The sequence below is a fragment of the Escherichia sp. MOD1-EC6162 genome, assembly GCF_002965125.1.
In the GTDB taxonomy this organism is placed as follows: Bacteria; Pseudomonadota; Gammaproteobacteria; order Enterobacterales; family Enterobacteriaceae; genus Escherichia; species Escherichia marmotae.
In genome coordinates, this window is sequence record NZ_PTSB01000005.1 from 104,099 (window position 1) to 119,192 (window position 15,094).

General features: G+C 51.3%; 12 protein-coding genes. 4 read left to right on the top strand and 8 right to left on the bottom strand.

What is annotated here, in order from left to right:
- Nucleotides 1-3 precede the first annotated feature (3 nt).
- The 4 genes from efeO to A9587_RS24625 form a co-directional block, all read right to left on the bottom strand.
- The gene (efeO, locus tag A9587_RS06175) at nucleotides 4-1,131 is read right to left on the bottom strand and encodes an iron uptake system protein EfeO (protein ID WP_016248579.1); all 1,128 of its coding nucleotides are present in this window, start codon (nucleotides 1,129-1,131) and stop codon (nucleotides 4-6) included.
- Between the two features lie 57 nt (nucleotides 1,132-1,188).
- On the bottom strand, nucleotides 1,189-2,019 hold the full coding sequence (gene efeU / locus A9587_RS06180; RefSeq protein WP_000497945.1) for an iron uptake transporter permease EfeU: 831 nt from the start codon (nucleotides 2,017-2,019) through the stop codon (nucleotides 1,189-1,191).
- Between the two features lie 210 nt (nucleotides 2,020-2,229).
- Nucleotides 2,230-3,738, bottom strand: a complete 1,509-nt coding sequence (putP, locus tag A9587_RS06185) for a sodium/proline symporter PutP (RefSeq protein WP_105263254.1) — start codon at nucleotides 3,736-3,738, stop codon at nucleotides 2,230-2,232.
- A gap of 160 nt (nucleotides 3,739-3,898) precedes the next feature.
- A complete protein-coding gene (locus tag A9587_RS24625; RefSeq protein ID WP_000939659.1) occupies nucleotides 3,899-4,102 on the bottom strand; it encodes a hypothetical protein in 204 nt (67 codons plus the stop codon).
- A 57-nt stretch (nucleotides 4,103-4,159) separates the two neighbouring features.
- Between A9587_RS24625 and putA the strand changes: the two genes are divergently transcribed.
- Complete coding sequence (gene putA / locus A9587_RS06195) at nucleotides 4,160-8,122, top strand: trifunctional transcriptional regulator/proline dehydrogenase/L-glutamate gamma-semialdehyde dehydrogenase (RefSeq protein ID WP_105263253.1); 3,963 nt, start codon at nucleotides 4,160-4,162, stop codon at nucleotides 8,120-8,122.
- A 39-nt stretch (nucleotides 8,123-8,161) separates the two neighbouring features.
- On the opposite strand, the gene rutR is transcribed toward putA, so the two are convergent.
- Together rutR and A9587_RS06205 are read right to left on the bottom strand one after the other, a co-directional pair.
- Nucleotides 8,162-8,800, bottom strand: a complete 639-nt coding sequence (gene rutR / locus A9587_RS06200; RefSeq protein WP_000191701.1) for an HTH-type transcriptional regulator RutR — start codon at nucleotides 8,798-8,800, stop codon at nucleotides 8,162-8,164.
- 212 nt (nucleotides 8,801-9,012) lie between these two features.
- Nucleotides 9,013-9,186, bottom strand: a complete 174-nt coding sequence (locus tag A9587_RS06205; RefSeq protein ID WP_001273657.1) for a general stress protein — start codon at nucleotides 9,184-9,186, stop codon at nucleotides 9,013-9,015.
- A gap of 361 nt (nucleotides 9,187-9,547) precedes the next feature.
- Here A9587_RS06205 and wrbA point away from each other — a divergent pair, with 361 nt between their 5' ends.
- Nucleotides 9,548-10,144 (top strand): NAD(P)H:quinone oxidoreductase, encoded by a 597-nt coding sequence (gene wrbA, locus A9587_RS06215; protein ID WP_001151439.1) that lies wholly within the window; start codon nucleotides 9,548-9,550, stop codon nucleotides 10,142-10,144.
- A 20-nt stretch (nucleotides 10,145-10,164) separates the two neighbouring features.
- A complete protein-coding gene (locus tag A9587_RS06220; protein WP_001143120.1) occupies nucleotides 10,165-10,392 on the top strand; it encodes a YccJ family protein in 228 nt (75 codons plus the stop codon).
- Nucleotides 10,393-11,032: 640 nt separating this feature from the next.
- Here the strand turns inward: A9587_RS06220 and agp are convergent.
- Together agp and A9587_RS06230 are read right to left on the bottom strand one after the other, a co-directional pair.
- The gene (agp, locus tag A9587_RS06225; protein WP_105263252.1) at nucleotides 11,033-12,274 is read right to left on the bottom strand and encodes a bifunctional glucose-1-phosphatase/inositol phosphatase; all 1,242 of its coding nucleotides are present in this window, start codon (nucleotides 12,272-12,274) and stop codon (nucleotides 11,033-11,035) included.
- Nucleotides 12,275-12,423: 149 nt separating this feature from the next.
- Nucleotides 12,424-13,857, bottom strand: coding sequence for a hypothetical protein (locus A9587_RS06230; protein ID WP_001285182.1), 1,434 nt, complete (start codon nucleotides 13,855-13,857; stop codon nucleotides 12,424-12,426).
- 273 nt (nucleotides 13,858-14,130) lie between these two features.
- Between A9587_RS06230 and A9587_RS06235 the strand changes: the two genes are divergently transcribed.
- Nucleotides 14,131-15,045 carry a LysR family transcriptional regulator gene (locus tag A9587_RS06235; RefSeq protein ID WP_000776564.1) on the top strand — a complete coding sequence of 305 codons (915 nt, stop codon included), beginning with the start codon at nucleotides 14,131-14,133 and terminating at the stop codon, nucleotides 15,043-15,045.
- Nucleotides 15,046-15,094 lie beyond the last annotated feature (49 nt).

A 15,094-nucleotide genomic window follows, 5' to 3' on the forward strand; every position in this document is an offset into this window, starting at 1 on the left:
CGCTTAATCCAGTCCCAGCACACCGCGAAGTTGCGCCAGATCTTCTGCCAGCGCAGTAATCGGCCCTTTCAGCGCGTTACGGTCGGCATCGGTCAGCTTATCGTAGGTTTCAAAACCGTCTTTAGTTCGATATTTCGCCAGAATGGTATCGACTTTTTTGAAGTTGGCGTCAACTTTCGCCAGCAGTTCTGGATTAGCTTTTTGTAATTGTGGACGCAGCAGATCGACAATTTTCTGAGAGCCTTCAATGTTTGCCTGGAAGTCCCACAGATCGGTATGGCTGTAGCGATCTTCTTCACCACTGATTTTGCTGGCTGCCACTTCTTCGATCAGCCCGGCTGCGCCACCAACGACTTTTGATGGCGGGAAAGCCAGTTCACTGATACGTTTTTGCAAATCGACCACATCGGTATAAAGCTGATCAGCGTACTTATCCATCCCTTTGGTGGTGTTGTCGCCAAACAGCGCTTTTTCCAGACGGTGGAAACCGGTGAATTTCGGGTCAGCCGCTTTTTGTTCGTAATCATCCTCACGCGCGTCAATGCTGCCATCCAGATCAGAGAACAGTTCAGCGATTGGTTCAATGCGCTCATAGTGCTGGCGCGTCGGGGCATACAGTGCTTTGGCTTTTTCGATATCACCTGCTTTGATGGCGTCGGTAAAGGCTTTGGTATCGGTAACCAGTTGCGCGGTTTCCGCCATGACATACGCTTTATATTCGGTAATTGCACCGCCAAGACTTAACAGCGCATCGCTTTGCGCCGCATCCGCCGTCGCCTCGCCTTTGACGATCAACTTCCCTTTCGGGTTAGTCAGCAGACCGCAGGTCATATCGTATTCACCTGGCTGTAAATTCGCCGTCATTTTCTGGCTAAAACCAGGGGCGATATTTTCCCGCTCTTCCACCACCATCACACCTTTGAGGATCTCCCACTCCAGTGCCTTCTGGCTGTGATTCTGAATAATGAACTGCGTTTTACCGGCGTTGACCGTAATGGTCATCGGTTCGCACTGTTTATCCGTCACAGTTACTTTGACCTGCGGAACATCAGCAGCGTTAGCCATAAAAGCGGTGGAGAAAAGCGCAGCCACGCTCAGGTACAGTGCGCTACGGCGGAAGTTAATGGTCATGACGAGACTATCCCTTTAAAGTATGTTGTAACTAAGTAAGAGTTTGCGTCGTATTCGTTACACGGAGCGAGACGCTGTCGTACCGGTACGTGGCGGCAGAGCAAACGCCACCAGCGCCGGGATGAGATAAATAAACCAGACGGCCACTTCGCTGACGCTGGGCGCTTCCTGATAACCAAAAATACCTTCCATCAGCGTACCGAACAGAGAGTGAGTTGAGAGCACCGCGCTCATATCGAAGGCGATTTCCTGGAAGTGGTTCCACAGTCCGGCTTCATGAAATGCGCGAATGGCACCAGCGGCCAGCCCTGCGGCGACGAAGAGGATAAACAGGCTCGTCCATTTGAAAAATGCGCCAAGATTCAGGCGAATCCCCCCCCAGTAGAGCAAGAAACCGAGCACTACGGCAGTAGCGAGACCAAGCATTGCGCCCAGCGGCGGCCAAATCCCGACATCCTGTTGAAATGCCGCCAGCAAGAAAAAGACCGACTCCAGCCCTTCCCTTGCAACGGCAAAAAAGACCATCATCACCAGCGCCCAGCCGTGATGGTTTCCGCGCTGCAATGCGCTATCGACCGCCTGTTCCAGTTGCACTTTGACGTTGCGCGACACTTTGCGCATCCAGAAAACCATCCAGGTGAGGATCACCACGGCAATCACCGCCACGATACCTTCAAACAGTTCTTGTTCTTTTTGTGGGAATTCGCCGGTGGTTTCATTAATGAAGATGCCCAGTCCCAGGCACAACGCGGCGGCAAGCAACACGCCAATCCACATCACACCAATCCATCGGCCCCGCTGGGTACGCTTAAGATAGCTGGCAATCAAACTAACAATCAGCGCGGCTTCAAGTCCTTCGCGCAACATAATGAGAAACGGAACAAACATGCCACCCACCCTTAAACGTTTTTCTGAGTCAATCTATGCAAAGAAAAGTAAATCGCAGTGATAGCGATTATCATTACGGCGAAGGAAAACACAAGCGAAATGTAGTGATAATGATGATGAAATGTAAAAATACTTTGAAAGAAAACACAGAGGGCAATCACTGATTGCCCTCTGTCTGCTGCCTGTTATGTTTCGGTAAAACGCCTTCCCTTAGCTTTCCTGCAACCGTGACGGTGGCACCGAATGATAATGCGCATCCGCTTCAGCAAAACGTTTTTGCATCGCCGCTGACGGTGCTTTACCCAGCAAACTGAACACCACAATCCCAATGCTGCCGAAGATAAAGCCCGGAATAATTTCGTACAGCCCCAGCCAGCCGAACTGTTTCCAGACGATAACCGTAAGCGCGCCAATAATCATCCCCGCCAGCGCACCGTTGCGCGTCATGCGTGACCACATTACCGAGAACAGCACGACCGGACCAAACGCCGCACCAAAACCTGCCCACGCGTAGCTCACCAGACCCAGCACGCGGTTTTCCGGGTTTGCCGCCAACGCAATGGCCACCAGCGCCACCACCAGCACCATCACGCGCCCAACCCACACCAGTTCTTTCTGGCTGGCATGTTTACGCAGAAACGCTTTGTACAGATCTTCGGTAATCGCACTGGAACATACCAGCAACTGACAGCTTAATGTTGACATCACCGCTGCCAGAATCGCTGACAACAGAATTCCGGCAATCCACGGATTAAACAGAATTTGCGCCAGTTCGATAAATACGCGTTCAGCATTCTGGTTTACCGCACCCGCTACCGCCGGATGATCATTAAAGTAAGCAATACCAAAGAAGCCGACAGCCACCGCTCCGGCCAGGCAGAGGATCATCCAGGTCATGCTGATACGACGCGCATGGACGATGCTATGGTGGGAATCCGCTGCCATAAAACGCGCCAGAATATGCGGCTGCCCGAAGTAGCCCAGCCCCCACCCCATCAGCGAGATAATGGCGACAAAGTTCAGGCCTTTGAGCATATCAACGTTTTCAATGCTCTTTTGTTTGATCACTTCCAGCGAGTCACCAAAACCACCGACGCTGATAATCACGATCACCGGAGTGAGGATCAGCGCAAAAATCATCAGGCTGGCCTGCACGGTATCGGTCCAGCTCACCGCGAGGAAACCGCCAATAAAGGTATAAAGGATGGTCGCCGCCGCACCTGCCCACAGAGCCGTTTCGTAGCTCATGCCGAAGGTGCTTTCAAACAGACGTGCGCCAGCCACAATGCCCGAAGCACAATAAATAGTGAAAAACAGTAAAATAACCAGCGCGGAGATAATACGCAAAATACGGCTTTTATCTTCAAAGCGCCCGGTGAAATAGTCCGGCAGAGTTAAGGCGTTATTGTTGTATTCGGTATGAACACGCAACCGCCCGGCCACCAGTTTCCAGTTGATCCACGCGCCTAATGTCAGGCCAATGGCGATCCAGCTTTCTGAAATCCCGGAAAGAAATACCGCGCCCGGCAACCCCATTAATAACCAGCCGCTCATATCCGACGCACCCGCCGATAATGCCGTTACAAATGGGCCAAGACTGCGGCCACCCAAAATATAATCGTCAAAGTTTTTGGTTGATCGCCAGGCGATAAACCCAATCAATATCATGCCAAAGATATAGACACAAAACGTCACCAACATCGGTGTGCTAATAGCCATCTAAAGTCTCCAAAAAAATATTATCGGCAATGTCGAAACTTGCCGTTATATCTGCCACCGGAACGGGGTAACAGAGTTTATGTTTACCAGGGCGACCGTATCCTGCCGTAAGCGCTGGTTATTCACAATCGATTTAACACATCATTTACATCAATTTTTATTACCCAGCGATACTATTTTCCATCAGGTTGCACTCCCTCACATTTTTTGCGGTTGCACCTTTCAAAAATGTTAACTGCCGCAGAGAAAAAGTCTGCGTTACTTTTTTAATTCCTGTCATAACGATTACTTTTATTAACATTTCATTCATTTTTAAGCTTGCTACGCAGGTCACATTTAACGCAGTTGCACAAAGTTGCAACATAATGGATATTTCACGATAACGTTAAGTTGCACCTTTCAGAACAACAGGAGTAATGGCATGGGAACCACCACTATGGGGGTTAAGCTGGACGACGCGACGCGTGAGCGTATTAAGTCTGCCGCGACACGTATCGATCGCACACCACACTGGTTAATTAAGCAGGCGATTTTTTCTTATCTCGAACAACTTGAAAACAGCGATACCTTGCCGGAGCTACCTGCGCTGCTTTCTGGCGCGGCCAATGAGAGCGATGAAGCACCGAATCCGGCAGATGAACCACACCAGCCTTTCCTCGATTTTGCCGAGCAAATTTTGCCGCAGTCGGTTTCCCGCGCCGCCATCACCGCCGCGTATCGCCGCCCGGAAACAGAAGCTGTTTCCATGTTACTGGAACAAGCTCGTCTGCCACAGCCGGTTGCTGAACAGGCGCATAAACTGGCATATCAACTGGCGGATAAACTGCGTAACCAAAAAAACGCCAGTGGTCGCGCAGGCATGGTTCAGGGACTATTGCAGGAGTTTTCGCTGTCATCACAGGAAGGTGTAGCGCTGATGTGTCTGGCAGAAGCGTTACTGCGTATCCCCGATAAAGCCACCCGTGACGCCTTAATTCGCGACAAAATCAGCAATGGTAACTGGCAGTCACATATTGGTCGTAGCCCGTCGCTGTTTGTTAATGCCGCCACCTGGGGGCTACTTTTTACCGGTAAACTGGTTTCTACCCATAACGAAGCCAGCCTCTCCCGTTCGCTGAACCGCATTATCGGTAAGAGCGGTGAACCACTGATCCGCAAAGGTGTGGATATGGCGATGCGTCTGATGGGTGAACAGTTCGTCACCGGCGAAACCATCGCGGAGGCGTTAGCCAATGCCCGTAAGCTGGAAGAGAAAGGTTTCCGTTACTCATACGATATGCTGGGCGAAGCCGCGCTAACCGCAGCGGACGCGCAGGCGTATATGGTCTCTTATCAGCAGGCTATCCACGCGATTGGTAAAGCCTCTAACGGACGCGGTATCTACGAAGGCCCGGGGATCTCAATTAAGCTCTCCGCCCTACACCCGCGTTACAGCCGCGCGCAGTATGACCGCGTGATGGACGAACTTTACCCGCGCCTGAAATCCCTGACGCTGCTGGCACGCCAGTACGATATTGGTATTAACATCGATGCCGAAGAGGCCGATCGTCTGGAGATCTCCCTCGATCTGCTGGAAAAACTCTGTTTCGAGCCAGAACTGGCAGGCTGGAACGGCATCGGTTTTGTTATTCAGGCTTATCAGAAACGCTGCCCGATGGTAATTGATTACCTGATTGATCTGGCGACCCGTAGCCGTCGCCGCCTGATGATTCGTCTGGTGAAAGGCGCGTACTGGGACAGTGAAATCAAGCGAGCACAGATGGACGGCCTTGAAGGCTATCCGGTTTATACCCGCAAGGTGTACACCGATGTTTCTTATCTCGCCTGTGCGAAAAAGCTGCTGGCGGTGCCGAATTTAATCTACCCGCAGTTCGCGACACACAACGCCCACACGCTGGCGGCGATTTATCAACTGGCGGGACAGAACTACTATCCGGGTCAGTATGAGTTCCAGTGCCTGCATGGTATGGGCGAGCCGCTGTATGAGCAGGTCACCGGGAAAGTTGCCGACGGCAAACTTAACCGTCCGTGTCGTATTTATGCGCCGGTTGGCACACATGAGACGCTGCTGGCGTATCTGGTGCGTCGTCTGCTGGAAAACGGTGCTAACACCTCGTTCGTTAACCGCATTGCCGACACCTCTCTGCCACTGGATGAACTGGTTGCCGATCCGGTCGCTGCCGTAGAAAAAATAGCGCAGCAGGAAGGGCAAACCGGATTACCGCATCCGAAAATTCCCCTGCCGCGCGATCTCTACGGTCGCGGGCGCGACAACTCGGCAGGGTTAGATCTCGCCAATGAACACCGTCTGGCGTCACTCTCCTCTGCTCTGCTCAACAGTGCGCTGCAAAAGTGGCAGGCCTTGCCAATGCTGGAACAACCGGTTGCGGCAGGCGAAATGTCGCCCGTTATCAACCCGGCGGAACCGAAAGATATTGTGGGCTATGTGCGTGAAGCCACGCCACGTGAAGTGGACCAGGCACTGGAAAATGCCGTCAACAATGCGCCTATCTGGTTTGCCACCCCTCCGGCTGAACGCGCAGCGATTTTGCATCGCGCTGCCGTGCTAATGGAAAGTCAGATGCAGCAACTGATTGGTATTCTGGTGCGTGAAGCCGGAAAAACGTTCAGTAACGCCATTGCCGAAGTGCGTGAAGCCGTTGATTTTCTCCACTACTACGCCGGACAGGTACGTGATGATTTCGCTAACGAAACGCATCGTCCTTTAGGCCCCGTGGTATGTATCAGCCCGTGGAACTTCCCGCTGGCCATTTTCACCGGGCAAATTGCTGCCGCGCTGGCGGCAGGTAACAGCGTACTGGCAAAACCGGCGGAGCAAACGCCGCTGATTGCGGCGCAAGGGATCGCCATTTTGCTGGAAGCGGGTGTGCCGCCAGGCGTAGTACAATTGCTGCCAGGTCAGGGTGAAACCGTGGGCGCACAACTGACGGGTGATGATCGTGTGCGCGGGGTGATGTTCACCGGTTCAACCGAAGTCGCTACCTTGCTACAACGCAATATCGCCAGCCGTCTGGACGCTCAGGGTCGCCCTATTCCGCTTATCGCTGAAACCGGTGGGATGAACGCGATGATTGTCGATTCTTCAGCACTGACTGAACAAGTAGTAATAGATGTACTGGCCTCGGCGTTCGACAGCGCAGGCCAGCGTTGTTCGGCGCTACGCGTGCTGTGTTTGCAAGATGAGATTGCCGATCACACGTTGAAAATGCTGCGCGGCGCAATGGCCGAGTGCCGAATGGGCAATCCGGGTCGCCTGACCACCGATATCGGGCCGGTGATCGATAGCGAAGCGAAAGCGAATATTGAGCGTCATATTCAGACCATGCGCAGCAAAGGCCGTCCGGTGTTTCAGACAGTGCGGGAAAACAGTGAAGATGCCCGTGAATGGCAAAGCGGCACTTTTGTCGCGCCGACGCTGATCGAACTGGATAGCTTTGCTGAATTGCAAAAAGAAGTCTTTGGCCCGGTGCTACATGTAGTGCGCTACAACCGTAATCAATTACCGGAGCTGATCGAGCAGATTAACGCTTCCGGCTATGGCCTGACGCTCGGTGTCCATACGCGTATTGATGAAACTATCGCCCAGGTCACTGGCTCGGCACATGTCGGCAACCTTTATGTTAACCGTAATATGGTTGGCGCAGTAGTTGGTGTGCAGCCGTTCGGCGGCGAAGGGTTGTCCGGTACAGGCCCGAAAGCGGGGGGGCCGCTCTATCTCTACCGTCTGCTGGCGAATCGCCCGGAAAGTGCACTGGCGGTGACGCTCGCACGTCAGGATGCAGAGTATCCGGTTGATGCCCAACTGAAAGCAGCATTAATTCAGCCACTGAATGCGCTGCGGGAATGGGCATCAAACCGAACAGAATTGCAGGCGTTATGTACGCAATATGGCGAGCTGGCACAGGCAGGAACACAGCGATTACTGCCAGGACCGACGGGTGAACGTAATACCTGGACGCTGCTGCCGCGTGAGCGCGTGCTGTGTATTGCGGATGATGAACAGGATGCATTAACCCAGCTTGCCGCCGTGCTGGCTGTGGGCAGCCAGGTGCTGTGGCCGGATGACGCGCTGCATCGTCAGTTAGTGAAGGCATTGCCATCGGCAGTCAGCGAACGTATTCAACTGGCGAAAGCGGAAAATATTACCGCTCAACCGTTTGATGCGGTGATCTTCCACGGTGATTCGGATCAGCTTCGGGCGTTGTGTGAAGCGGTTGCCGCACGGGACGGTGCGATTGTTTCGGTGCAGGGGTTTGCCCGTGGCGAAAGCAATATCCTGCTGGAACGGCTGTATATTGAACGCTCGCTGAGTGTGAATACCGCTGCCGCCGGAGGTAACGCCAGTTTGATGACGATCGGTTAAACAGGTAGCCGGAGGATGTCGCAACCTCCTCCGGCATCATTAACGTGGTCGGATCCCTTCAATAATAATCCGCTGCACGTTTTCAACCGTTTGATTGAAAAACACCTCATCGCGCAATGTCGCGCCCGTTACCGCCTCCACCTGGGGAGCGAAATCAGCGTAATGTTGGGTGGAAGCCCAAATCATAAAAATCAGATGCTGCGGGTCAATCGGCGCGAGTTTGCCGCTTTTGACCCAACCGGCAATCAGCGCCGATTTCTCATCAATTAACGCCTTCAGGTCGCCGGTCAGTTCATCCATCAACAGCGGCGCGCCAGCCAGCATCTCCATACAGAACAGGCGCGAAGCCTGCGGATAATCACGGGAAACTTCCAGCTTCAGCCGGATGTACTCTTTGATCGCCGCCAGCGGAGCGAAATCTTCACGAAACGCCTTTAACGGTGCCAGCCAGATATCCAGAATTTGCCGCAGCACGGCAATATACAGTGCCTCTTTCGACGGGAAGTAATACAGCAGATTGGTTTTTGAAACGCCCGCCAACTCTGCAATTTGCTCCAGTCTTGTGCCGTGAAAACCGAATTGTGAAAAAGTGTCCAGTGCCGCGCTAAGAATCGCTTTTTTCTTCGCGCTCACTGCGCGCGAACGTTTACCCGTTGTTTTCACTGCGCCTTGCGTCATGCGCTCTCCCCTCTTGTCGATGGGCAACAGGATAGCAAAATCAGCACAATGCCTCGACCATCAACATTCGCAATATGAATGGAATAAGCGAGAAGGTATTAACGTGAGGATATAAAGGAGAACACCAGAACGAAAAAACCGCCGGGGTTTCCGGCGGTGGTGGCTAATGACGCGCGTCAGACAAAAACGCATTCGTCATTGATTAAGCCCGGCTATTTGTCGCTTTTGCCGTGACTGCTTTTACCACCTTTTTTTCCTGCTTCAGATGCGCGCTGCGGGTCATTTTTGAAATTCCCCCCGCTGTGCTGTCCACCTTTTTTACCTGCTTCTGATGCTCTTTCGCGGTCTTCTGCAAAATTGCCGGAACCGCCTCGATGGTTTGCCATTACTGACCTCCGTCATCATAGTGCCCAGGATTAACGCGGCGTATGGCGGATACCATATTTTCGCTACGTGGGACTAAGCTTAGTGAACTGACGCGGGTAAGCCTGCGTTTGGTAATATCCTGCAACAGCTTCTTAGCGAGAATAGATATCATTTCTGATAATCAGCCATAAGCCGCTCTTATGATTAAAAAAACGCTATGAGATAAAAATGTATCATTTTGCGACAAAATTACAGGCTTGTGAAAGTTGTTATAAATCAAATAAGTGGTTGTGAAATTTGCACTCTGAAAAGGACGTCTTATCTTTAAATGAGTGGTAGCGAATCGCTACGGAATAGAGATAACACGAGGAGTGGTTAGAAATGGCTAAAGTTCTGGTGCTTTATTATTCCATGTACGGACATATTGAAACGATGGCGCGTGCAGTCGCAGAAGGCGCAAGCAAAGTCGATGGCGCAGAAGTTGTCGTTAAGCGTGTACCGGAAACCATGCAGCCGCAATTATTCGAAAAAGCAGGCGGTAAACCGCAAACTGCGCCCGTTGCAACCCCGCAAGAACTGGCCGATTACGATGCCATCATTTTTGGTACGCCGACCCGCTTTGGCAATATGTCAGGGCAGATGCGTACCTTCCTGGATCAGACTGGCGGCCTGTGGGCTTCCGGTGCGCTGTACGGCAAACTGGCGAGCGTCTTTAGCTCTACCGGAACTGGCGGCGGTCAGGAACAAACCATTACTTCCACCTGGACGACCCTTGCGCATCACGGCATGGTGATTGTCCCCATTGGCTACGCAGCGCAGGAATTATTTGACGTCTCGCAGGTTCGCGGCGGAACGCCTTACGGCGCTACCACCATTGCAGGCGGTGACGGTTCGCGCCAGCCCAGCCAGGAAGAGTTGTCTATCGCACGTTACCAGGGGGAATATGTTGCTGGTCTGGCAGTCAAACTTAATGGCTAATCTTCAACAGGAGGATACGCATGCCAACTCAAGAAGCGAAAGCCCATCACGTGGGTGAATGGGCATCTCTGCGCAATACGTCGCCGGAAATAGCCGAGGCCATTTTTGAAGTCGCCGGGTATGACGAAAAAATGGCGGAAAAAATTTGGGAAGAAGGTAGCGATGAAGTGTTAGTCAAAGCCTTTGCCAAAACCGATAAAGATTCGCTTTTTTGGGGCGAACAGACCATCGAACGTAAAAACGTTTAATCCGCAATTCCCCCGCTTCTCGCGGGGGAGCTTTCAAATTGTTGACAAAGTGCGCTTTGTTCATGTCGGATGCGGCGTAAACGCCTTATCCGACCTACATGATCGTGCAAATTCGATATAGTGCAATTCTCGGGTAGACCTGATAAACGTAGCACATCAGGCAATCTAACATTTGTCATCTGCCCCATACTCCCCCGCTTCTCGCGGGGGAGCTTTCAAATTGTTAACAAAGTGCGCTTTGTTCATGTCGGATGCGGCGTGAACGCCTTATCCGACCTACATGATCGTGCAAATTCGATATAGTGCAATTCTCGGGTAGGCCTGATAAACGTAGCGCATCAGGCAATCTAACATTTGTCATCTGTCTCATACTCCCCCGCTTCTCGCGGGGGAATTTTCAAATTGTTGACAAAGTGCGCTTTGTTCATGTCGGATGCGGCGTGAACGCCTTATCCGACCTACATGATCGTGCAAATTCGATATAGTGCAATTCTCGGGTAGACCTGATAAACGTAGCGCATCAGGCAATCTAACAGATATAGTGCAATTCTCAGGTAGGCCTGATAAGCGTAGCGCATCAGGCAATCTAACATTTGTCATCTGTCCCATACTCCCCCGCTTCTCGCGGGGGAGTTTTCTGTTATTTCACTGCCTCATTCAACACGCTATCAAACTTATCCATCGGGCAAAATCCGTTGGCATCTATCGGGCAGCCGGTAAGTTCCAGCGTCACGCGCTGAGCAGGTGCTTGCAGGGTTAAGGCGTCGGCATTACGCAACTGCTGCGAACTCTGGTACACATACTCGATTTTCATCAAATCACGATTGGCTTTGCTGTCATGCCAACGCTGGAAGACAATCTTGCCACCAATGGGCGTACGTTCATTCTGGTCATGCAGTTGATACGGTTTGAAATCCAGCGCAGTGAGTAGCGAGGCAATGTTAGAGTCGTGTCCTACCAACACCGTAATCTTCGGCGCACTGGCGCGATCGGTGACCAGGGCTTTGTCGATGTAGCTCACCAGCGGTTTCGCGACATTGCGCGCCACTTCCGGTGAAGTAAACAGGCTATCCTGGTAACCGTTTTTCAGTTTCGACAACACCTTCCACTGTTGATCTGATTTGATCTCTCCCCAGGCCACCTGATCCATCGGGAAACCTTCGTAGTATTGCAAAGTAAACGCATCCACCAGCGAGTTGCCCACCTTCAACGGCCCGGAAACGCCCGGCTCTTGTTGATATTTCGCGCTAAAAGTATTTTTGCCATCCACCAGTGAACACTGCTGTTTTTCTTTACAGGCCGGAGAATCTTTATAGTTAACGATTTTTTCCAGTAGCTGGTAGCTGTCGGTAAGCTGGAGTTTACTCAACTCTTTTTCCATTGCTGCCACTGCCTGCTCGCTGAATGCAGCGGAATCATCGGTGATTACCGGGTTAAAGGTTGGGTCCATCATGCCCATTTTTTCCTGATGATGAACAGGAATATCACACCCCGGGAATGCGCCAGTAATAAAGAACTGCGCAGTGGCGACGGTACGTTGCAGGCTGTTCGCGTAGGCGTAAACGGTGTCCGGTGGCGGACATTCGCCCGATTTCACCATCCCCTGCTCTGCCAGCCATTCACGCATGTAATGGCCCATATACACTTCCAGCACGCCGCCTTTGGTGGTGAGTTGCCCTCCGGGGACATCCCATTGCGGCCATTTATTCGGCGTGGACTGCTCAAGCACGCTGCCATTATTTGCCAGCGGCGCACGTAAGTTATGACGGCTCATGAGTAGCACTTGCTGTAGCTGATAGCCTTCCGGCACTGTCTGTGCCTGAGCATTCGAAGAGAGTAAAACCATTCCAGCCACGGCCGCAGCGATTAGCGTTTTTTTCATTCCCATCACCTCTTTAGTTATCAATCAATTAAGAGTGTGACAGAAATATGGCATTTTTCCGGGAACCGGTTCGCAATTTAGCAGATGACGAGGCGGGAAACCGTCAGGCGATAACGGACAGTAGCTGCACTATCGCCTGGTTTGTATCGTTAAACTAATATCTGAAACAGCACGGCAAAAAGAATGATATTGGCAATGACAATGGCCCAACCGTTATAAAGCATATATTTCAGGTGAGTAGATTGTGCCAGCCCCATTTGGCCAAACATATCCGATGAAGGGAAAGGCCCAAACCAGTCCACTTGCGATGAAGCTAACAATACCGCCGTTGTACCCTGTGGCGGTACACCTGCAGCCATCAACATCGGGCCAAATATTTTGTGCGTAAAAGTCATCTGAGCCACTGCGGCACCAGGCACATGACCGATAATGTTAAAGGCAAAAATACAGAAGCAAAGCCATGCCGGAGATATCCCGGTTAACAGGGGTTGGGTATATTCGAGCAACCCCTGATACGCCTGTAGGCTATCCATAAGTTCCAGAATCGGGTTATACAGCCAGTAGAGCAGAAACATCCACACCAGCCTGCCACACCCTTTATACAGCGCCTGCAAGATCCCGGTTGGACTTAACCCTCCCACCAGCCCGGTGACCAGAGCCACCAACAACATAACGATAATGGCAAAACTAAAACCTGCTTTTATCACTACGCCAATAACCGCCATAACAATAATGGTTGCTGCAAATGCCAGGGCGCTGAGCTTGCGACGGCGATCGCGTGCGGGATCTTCTTCTTCCTGCGTTTTCTCTGAAAGATCGACGTCGTAATGCAATTTTCCTTCCGTCATCTTCTGAATTCGCCCGGCCATGATCCAGCCTGCGAATAACGTCACGGCGCTCATTGGTAACCCGACGTACATCAGATATTGCGGATAAGTCAGGCCGCCGAGTTGTAAAATCGTCACTGTGCTGGGGGTAAAAGGCCCGGTAAACAATCCCACTGACCCCGCCGTCATCATCAGTGCCGCCACCGTGGGAGGTGTAAGCCGTACTGCTGCTGCCACAGGAATAATCACCGCAACAATAATGGCATTGCCACCCGCCATAGTGCCCAGCGCGCCACAGATGAGAATGGAAGAGATGACGATGCCAAATTTGACCCGTGTCTGGCTGGAAAGCCCGATCCGATGTACCACAAATTTGACCAGTTCAACGGCCGCTCCGGTACGTGTTGCCACTTCACCGACGCCTGCGCCAAGCATAATGATCAGTCCAACAGTGGCGATAAACGATCCTGTCGATTTTGCCAGCATGGTGCCCATTTCTGGTAAACCGGTGGAAGTCATTATCATCGCAATAATAATGGATGAAATAACCGCCAGAACAATATCGACGCCTATCAACGAGAGCACCGCTAACGCCACCAACGGTGTGAAACCCAGCAGTCCGAGTTCATTACCTGGACGCCCCTGACACCAGAACGCTGTCAATAAAAAAATAACCAACAGTAAGCCAATAATGACATTCTTTTTGGTGATATTTTGTCTGGTTAGCAAACCACCAGCGAGCATTGAGTCACTCATATAACTCCTTAACCCCATCGAATCGACCGTCAATATCAGCCGATGTATTTGGACAGCTCAGAAAATATCCCCCCTCGTTATTATTGTTGGCAAAATGCACTGAGGGTTTGTCCGGGTACTACAGGTATTATTCTGAGTTCGTAATTAACCCCTTTTAGGTGGGCAAATAACGCATTGTTACCAGAACAGGCGTTACAGATTAAATTTATGTTAACTTAGTGTTACCATGAAATGACTTTTTATCTATCGTCTATAACTCTGGGTTAACTCTTAATGAAACTGCGCCACCTGGAAATCTTCTATGCCGTGATGACATGCGGAACACTTTCACGTGCAGCGGAATCGCTGAATATTTCCCAACCGGCCGCCAGTAAAGCGTTAAAAAACGCTGAACAAAAACTCGGTTTTCAGCTCTTTCAGCGAGTTCGTGGCAAGCTTCTTCCAACCAGCGAAGCGATCACACTTTTTGAAAAAGCGCAGTCGATTTATCACGAACTCGATAACCTGCGACTGCTGGCCGATAACCTGACGCGAGATCCCCGAGCCAGAATAGCCCTGGGATGCCTGCCAAGCCTGGGATTAAGCCTGGTGCCCGAAATAGTCACTGCGTTTTACCAGCAGAATGCAAATCTGGTAATGACACTGACGACAGAGCACACTGAAACGTTGGTTAAAAAACTTGATCTGCGTGAGATTGATCTGGCCCTGACGCTACAGCCGATTCAACAGGGGGAGATTATGACGACACTGATAGCCGAAGTTCCGCTGGTTTATATCGACCGGGACTATCGCCAGGGCGCGGTAGAAATAGACAAGATTGACCAACAACGCTGGATTTCTCCTGGCCCACATTCCCTTTCCAATGCCATAGCCAAACGGCGTGATTTTTTGACAACGCGCCTGAATGTCCAGACCTATTACATGGCGACTGAATTTGTAAAACGAGGAATGGGATGCAGTATTACCGATATTTTCTCTGCCCGTCATAACCTCCCGGCAGAAACAATTCACCCCATCGAACCACCAATGAAAATTGATCTTTGTTTGCTACGTCGTGCCGACGTGTCACTTAGCCCCATTACACAAAAATTTGTTGATTTCCTCTGCCAGCAATTACGTCAGCAACTGCGAGCCATTAACCTTGAGTTATACCCTGAAAATAAAAAGTCAATTGCTCCTCAGGCCTAAATGTTTTGACATAACCCCAACGCATTTATTAGCGGTGGATATCTCAGGT

Excerpts from the sequence above, each read along its gene's own strand:
- agp (WP_105263252.1), bottom strand. The coding sequence starts at position 12,274 with ATGAAAAAAACGCTAATCGCTGCGGCCGTGGCTGGAATGGTTTTACTC.
- A9587_RS06205 (WP_001273657.1), bottom strand. The coding sequence starts at position 9,186 with ATGGCAAACCATCGAGGCGGTTCCGGCAATTTTGCAGAAGACCGCGAA.
- A9587_RS06220 (WP_001143120.1), top strand. The coding sequence starts at position 10,165 with ATGCCAACTCAAGAAGCGAAAGCCCATCACGTGGGTGAATGGGCATCT.
- putA (WP_105263253.1), top strand. The coding sequence starts at position 4,160 with ATGGGAACCACCACTATGGGGGTTAAGCTGGACGACGCGACGCGTGAG.
- rutR (WP_000191701.1), bottom strand. The coding sequence starts at position 8,800 with ATGACGCAAGGCGCAGTGAAAACAACGGGTAAACGTTCGCGCGCAGTG.
- efeO (WP_016248579.1), bottom strand. The coding sequence starts at position 1,131 with ATGACCATTAACTTCCGCCGTAGCGCACTGTACCTGAGCGTGGCTGCG.
- A9587_RS06230 (WP_001285182.1), bottom strand. The coding sequence starts at position 13,857 with ATGAGTGACTCAATGCTCGCTGGTGGTTTGCTAACCAGACAAAATATC.
- A9587_RS24625 (WP_000939659.1), bottom strand. The coding sequence starts at position 4,102 with ATGTTGCAACTTTGTGCAACTGCGTTAAATGTGACCTGCGTAGCAAGC.
- A9587_RS06235 (WP_000776564.1), top strand. The coding sequence starts at position 14,131 with ATGAAACTGCGCCACCTGGAAATCTTCTATGCCGTGATGACATGCGGA.
- efeU (WP_000497945.1), bottom strand. The coding sequence starts at position 2,019 with ATGTTTGTTCCGTTTCTCATTATGTTGCGCGAAGGACTTGAAGCCGCG.
- putP (WP_105263254.1), bottom strand. The coding sequence starts at position 3,738 with ATGGCTATTAGCACACCGATGTTGGTGACGTTTTGTGTCTATATCTTT.
- wrbA (WP_001151439.1), top strand. The coding sequence starts at position 9,548 with ATGGCTAAAGTTCTGGTGCTTTATTATTCCATGTACGGACATATTGAA.